Source organism: Kitasatospora sp. NPDC007106 (assembly GCF_040634455.1).
GTDB lineage: Bacteria > Actinomycetota > Actinomycetes > Streptomycetales > Streptomycetaceae > Kitasatospora > Kitasatospora arboriphila.
The window spans coordinates 1-5,459 of the sequence record NZ_JBEYFP010000400.1 but is presented as its reverse complement, the minus strand read 5'-3'; the positions used below and the strand labels follow the sequence as shown (position 1 = coordinate 5,459).

General features: G+C 76.1%; 8 protein-coding genes. 5 read left to right on the top strand and 3 right to left on the bottom strand.

What is annotated here, in order from left to right:
• On the top strand, positions 1-767 hold a 767-nt coding region (locus ABZ641_RS24555; protein ID WP_359984954.1), incomplete at its 5' end, for a VTT domain-containing protein.
• 424 nt (positions 768-1,191) lie between these two features.
• On the top strand, positions 1,192-1,953 hold the full coding sequence (locus ABZ641_RS24550) for a GNAT family N-acetyltransferase (protein ID WP_359984951.1): 762 nt from the start codon (positions 1,192-1,194) through the stop codon (positions 1,951-1,953).
• 108 nt (positions 1,954-2,061) lie between these two features.
• Here the strand turns inward: ABZ641_RS24550 and ABZ641_RS24545 are convergent, their stop codons facing one another.
• Positions 2,062-2,994: a LysR family transcriptional regulator gene (locus tag ABZ641_RS24545; protein ID WP_359984949.1), complete on the bottom strand. Its 933-nt coding sequence runs from the start codon at positions 2,992-2,994 to the stop codon at positions 2,062-2,064.
• 107 nt (positions 2,995-3,101) lie between these two features.
• On the opposite strand from ABZ641_RS24545, the gene ABZ641_RS24540 reads away from it, so the two are divergent.
• A complete protein-coding gene (locus tag ABZ641_RS24540; protein ID WP_359984946.1) occupies positions 3,102-3,725 on the top strand; it encodes a LysE family translocator in 624 nt (207 codons plus the stop codon).
• Between the two features lie 167 nt (positions 3,726-3,892).
• Complete coding sequence (locus ABZ641_RS24535; RefSeq protein ID WP_359984943.1) at positions 3,893-4,411, top strand: TIGR00725 family protein; 519 nt, start codon at positions 3,893-3,895, stop codon at positions 4,409-4,411.
• A 116-nt stretch (positions 4,412-4,527) separates the two neighbouring features.
• Here ABZ641_RS24535 and ABZ641_RS24530 read toward each other — a convergent pair whose 3' ends face one another.
• A complete protein-coding gene (locus tag ABZ641_RS24530) occupies positions 4,528-4,674 on the bottom strand; it encodes a tyrosine-protein phosphatase (RefSeq protein WP_344622479.1) in 147 nt (48 codons plus the stop codon).
• Positions 4,675-4,764: 90 nt separating this feature from the next.
• The gene (locus ABZ641_RS24525; protein WP_344622388.1) at positions 4,765-5,064 is read right to left on the bottom strand and encodes a hypothetical protein; all 300 of its coding nucleotides are present in this window, start codon (positions 5,062-5,064) and stop codon (positions 4,765-4,767) included.
• 143 nt (positions 5,065-5,207) lie between these two features.
• Here ABZ641_RS24525 and ABZ641_RS24520 point away from each other — a divergent pair, with 143 nt between their 5' ends.
• A complete protein-coding gene (locus ABZ641_RS24520; RefSeq protein ID WP_344622387.1) occupies positions 5,208-5,408 on the top strand; it encodes a helix-hairpin-helix domain-containing protein in 201 nt (66 codons plus the stop codon).
• Positions 5,409-5,459 lie beyond the last annotated feature (51 nt).

The window sequence follows — 5,459 nt, the reverse complement described above, 5'->3', positions numbered from 1 at the left end:
CCCGCCGCCGCCCGGCGGCGGCGGGGGTGCGCCCGGTGACCGGCGCGGCCCTGGCGGCACTGGCCGCGGACTCGGGCACCGCCGAGTCGGTGGGCTTCCCGGCCCTGTTCCTGCTGGTGGCGCTCGGATCCGTCGTCCCGGTCTTCCCCACCAGCATCCTGGTCAGCGCGACGGCCGCGGCGGCCGTGCACTCCTCGGCGGTGCCCCGCGACGTGGCGCTGGTGGTCGTCTGCGCGGGCCTCGGCGCATGGTGCGGGGACGTCACCCTCTACCGCCTCGCCGGGCAGGCCGGCGGACGGTTGGAGGCCCGGATCCGGCCGAAGTTCGACCATCCGCGGGTCCAGGAGGCCGAACGCAGGCTCGACGAGCACGGCCGGACCGTCCTGGTGCCGTCCCGGCTCGTCCCGGGCGGGCGGATCTTCATGATCGCGGCCTGTCTGCTCTCCGGCTGGCCCGTCCGCCGCTTCGCCGTCGGCGAGGCCCCGGCCGCCCTGCTGTGGGCCGCCACGTACACCCTGATCGGCGCCCTCGGCGGCGCTCTCTTCGACCAGACCTGGATGGGCGTCCTCGCCGCCGTCGGCCTCGTCCTGCTGGTGGGCGGCGCGGCCGTGCTCTGGCGCCGCCGTCGCCGGGCCCGCACCGGACTCCCGACCGCACCGGGCCCCGGCGGAACGGGCACCGGCGGGACGGGCCCCGCGAACGGGACGGGCGGCACGGACACGGCGGACGGCACGAGCGGTACGGACGGCGCGGACGGCGACCGGTGACGTTCCGGCGACCGCCGGGCCGGGACCGCCGGGCCGGGACCGCCGGGCCGGGACCACCGGATGCCCGGACGCCCGGACGCCCGGACGCCCTGACGACCGCTCAACCGGCAACGGTTGCCAGGCGGTGCGTGTGCGTGGCAGGGTGTGAGCCGCGCTCCGCACGGGGGCGCGCACTCACCCCCAAGGGAATGAAGTCCATGGTCCCGGCGTCCCTCAGCGGCCGCCGTCGGTACTGAGCGCCTGCCTGCTGCGCAGCCTCACGTACCACGCCCGTCTCACGGCGGCCCCACGCGCGGTGCTCCGCACCGCCTGCCATCGCCCTCCGCGGCGGTGGCGCCGGCTCGTACCGGCCCGACATCCAGTGCTGCCCGCCACCGGTGCGGGTGTGCACCCACCCTTGTCTTGACGTGAGGTCATCATCACCGTGGACACCCCTGTCCAGAGCTTCGCCGTTGCCAACCTGCGCCGCCGTCCCCTGGTCGTCGAGACCGGCGGGTTCGTGGCGGGCTTCGACCCCGACACCACCAGCCCCTACATCAACTACGCGACCCCGCTGCCCGGCGCCGAGCCGACCGCGGCGGACGTCGCCGGCCTGGTCGCGGCGTTCCGCGACCGCGGCCTCAAGCCGCGGCTGGAGTTCGCGCCCGACTCGGCTCCCCTCGTCGAGCGGGCCCTGCTCGCGGCCGGCTTCACCGTGGAGGCCGTGCACGAGTACCTGGTCTGCACCCCCGCCACCCTGACCCCGCCCCGGTACGGCGACGCGCCCGTGCCGACGGTCGAGGCACCCGGCGGGGACACGGACTACGCGGCGATCGACGCGGCCCTGTCCGAGGCGTTCGCCGGCGAGTTCACCTCCTCCCCGGAGGGGGCGGCCCGCCTGCGCCGGACCGAGGACGGCGGCGGCGCCGTCCGCTTCGTCCGCTCCCCGGACGGCGGCTGCGCCGGCGGGGCGATCTGCTCGGCCCCGGCCGTCGGCACCTCGGAACTGGCCGGCGTCGGCACCCGGCCCGACTACCGCGGTCGCGGCATCGCGGCGGCGGTCACCGCCGAACTGGCCGCGACGATGTTCGGCCGCGGCGCCTCGTCCGTCTGGCTGGAGTACTCCGGCGAGGGCTCCCGCCGCGTGTACGAGCGGGTCGGCTTCCGCCCGCAGGGCCGCCGCCTCTACATCGCCCTGGAGGACTGACCGCGCCGGGTGCGGCCCGTCCCCGGATCGGGAGGCGGGCCGCGCCGGCCCCGGTGGTGCAGCCGTTCGGGGGGCCGTCGGCCGGGGCCGCCCGCTCACGGGAGATCGTCAGCGGTGGGCGATCCAAGTCGCGGTGGTGTCCTCGGCGACGTCGTGCAGGAGGGTCAGGAAGACGTCCACCAAGGGTGTGAGGGACGACTCGGTCGCGGTCACCGCATGGAGTTGGCGGTGCAGCCGAGGTTGGACGAGCTCACGGTGGGTGGTGCCCGGGCGCCGGGTCAGGGCCAGCCGGGAGACCAGGGCCACACCGATGCCGGTGCCGACCAGGGCCTGGGCGACGTCGTAGGAAGCAGTCTGGAACCTGATCCTCGGGGTGAATCCGGCCTCGGCGGCGGCCCGGTCGAACTGCTCGCGGGCGGCGTGGCCGGCCAGGATGGTCACCCAGGACTCGTCACGGAGCTCGTCCAGGCGCAGCGGGGCGTCACCGGGGGTCCGCACGGCGAGGGGGTGGTCGTCGGGGAGGACGACGACCATCGGGTCCAGCAGCAGCGGGTGCACGGTGAGGTGCGGGGGCGGACGGGGAGGCGCAGCCCAGGAGGCGATGACGGCCAGGTCGAGTCCGCCGGCCGCGACCTCGTCCGTCCCGTGCTCGGACAGGATGTCCTCGACCGAGACGTCGGCGTTCGGATGCCGGTGGCGCAGGGCGGTCAGGGCGGGTGGGAGCAGGTGGAGGGCGGCGGCCTGGAAGGCCCCGACCCGCAGTCTCAGCGAGAGGTGGCCGAGGAGGGCGGCCAGTCCGGCGTCGGCCTCGTGCATCTGCCGGTGGACGACGCGGCCGTGTTCGGCGAGGAGGCTGCCGGCGGCGGTGAGCGACGCACCGCGAGGGCCCCGCAGGACCAAGGGCACGTTCCAGTCCCGCTCGGCTCGGGCCACCTGCTGGGTCACGGCTGCCGGTGTGAGGCCGAGGACGTTCGCCGCAGCGGTGAGTGAGCCGTGGCGTTCGATCAGCGCGAGCAGCCGGAGCTGTCCTGGATCCCGCATTCAACAATCTTAATGCTGACCTGCGGATACCCCGCTTCTCTGAATTCGGCGGGCGCGCCAGCCTGAGGGGGCAAGGCAAGACACCTTCTGCGGAAAGGCCGGACGACGTGCCCACCAACCTTCCCGTCTTCCTGGTGACCACGTGGTTGCTGGCGATGCTTCCCGGCGCGGGGCAGGCGCTCATGATCCGGCAGACCCTGGAGGGCGGCCCCCGCCTGGCCCGGGCCACCGTCGCGGGCAACGCCACCGGACTGGTGCTGTGGTCCACCGCCGCCGCGGCCGGCCTCTCGGCCGTTCTCCTGGCCGATCCCGGCGCGTACGCGGTGGTGCGTGCGGCGGGCGGCTTCGTCCTGATCGCCCTCGGCGCCGCCACGCTCCGGACGGCCCGTCGGCCCCCGGAGGCGAACACGACCCGTCCGGGGAGGGGACTGCGGAGCCGGTGGAGCGCGTACGGCGCGGGGCTCGGCACCAACCTCGGCAATCCGAAGGCGGGGGTGTTCGCGGTCTCCGTGCTCCCGCAGTTCGTCACGGCCGACGGCCCGGTCCTGCTGTCGAGCATCGCGCTCGGAGTGGTGTGGGCGATGGTCAACGCCACCTGGTACCTGCTCTTCACCTGGGCCGTCGGCCGGGGCCGCGCACTGGTCTCCAGGCCGGCGGTCCGCCGGGCCCTGGGCATCGTCACCGGCGTGGTGCTGCTGGTGCTCGGCGCGGCCGTGGCCGGCGGCGTCTGACGGGGGCTCCGCTCGCCGGCCGGGCACGGGAGACCCGTTCGCACCTTCGGCCGGCGGTGCAGCGGGAGCTCACCCCGACGGCGGCACGGACCGTCCGGGGCTGCTCCCGGCGCCCGATACTGCCGGTGTCCGCAGCACCGCACCCGCAGTCAGCCCGGGAGGTCGTCATGGCGCTGGAGGCCCCGTCCCCGGTGGGCACCCCGTACGTGGGGGTGATCGGCCCGGCGGAAGCAGGCGCGCAGGAGTACGCCCTGGCCCGCCGGGTCGGCGAACTGCTGGCCGGGCACGGCGCGGTGCTGCTCTGCGGCGGGCTCGGCGGTGTGATGGAGGCGGCCGCGGCCGGGGCGCGCAGCCGCGGCGGACTCACGGTCGGGCTGCTGCCGGGCACCGACCGCGCCCGGGGGAACCCCCATCTGACGGTGGCCCTGGCCACCGGTCTCGGCGAGCTGCGGAACGGGCTGCTCGTGCGGGCCTGCGACGCCCTGATCGCGGTCGGCGGCAGCTGGGGCACGCTCAGCGAGGTCGCCCTCGGCATGCGCCTCGGCAAACCGGTCGTCTCCCTCGCGGGATGGGACCTCCCGAACGCACCCGCCACCGCCTCCCCCGTCCCGGCGGGCACCCCGGAGGAAGCGGTGGCGGCGGCGCTGGGGGCGCTGGGAGCCCTGCGCGACCGTACGGACGGATAGCCGCACAGGGCTACGGGGAACGGCGCGGCCCCGCGCTGTGGACGGCGGGATCCGTCCGCACTCCACGTCCGGATCGCACGGCTCCCGGCGCTCCTCGGGCCGTACCCGTCCCGCGGTCAGTACGTCAGGAGTCGGCCGTGCAGGTCGCGGAGGTCCTGGCGGGAGAGGCCGAGGCCCTGGCGCAGGTAGGTGTCGAAGGTGCCGTACTCCTGCTGCACCTCGCCGAAGCCCGCGGCGAGGTACTCCGGCCGGACGTCCAGCAGCGGCTTGTGGACGGCCCGGTGGGCGGGCGGCAGGACGGCCGGGACGGTGGCGTTCTCTCCGGATCGCGGACGGCGCCCGCCGACGGAGTGTCAGATGCCGCCCGCGGCGGCGTGCCGCTCGGCGTCCCGCAGGGCGTCCGCCGCAACGCCCAGCCGCTCGGTGGCGGTGCGGAGCGTGGTTCTGCCGTCCGGGGTGTGCATCCGGTCGGGGAAGGTGCCCGCCACGTCCCGGAGCGCCTCGACGGCTGCGGCCAGCGCGCCCAGCAGGTGCGGCTGGTCGGCGAGCGGCACCGGCTCGCGGTGGGCGCGGGCCTTGGCGAGCGCGGTGTCCCGGGCCTGCTTCTCGACCGCCTTCAGCGCGTCGACGATCCCTGCCAGGGCGCTGTCCATGCCGTCTCCCTCCGGTTCGGGACGGCCCCGACCGGCCGCCCTCTCCCTCGTGGTACCCGTCCGCCCGGCGGTCGGGAACCGACGACACGCCGGGTTCCGGCACCGGGCCCGACGCCGGTGCGGGATGCGGCAGGATCGGCGGCATGACCGACCAGCCGCAGGGCGACCTCCCCCGGAACATCGGCGCCCCCGCCACCCGCGCGCTGACCGGCGCCGGCTACACCCGCCTCGACGACCTGGCCGGGGTGCCGGTCGCCGAGCTGAAGAAGCTCCACGGCATGGGCCCCAAGGCCCTGGAACGGCTCCAGGCGGCCCTGACGGAGCGCGGCAAGTCGCTCGGCTGACCCGGCGTCGGCCGCGCCCGCGCCGACCTGCCCGGCCTGCCCGGCCTGCCC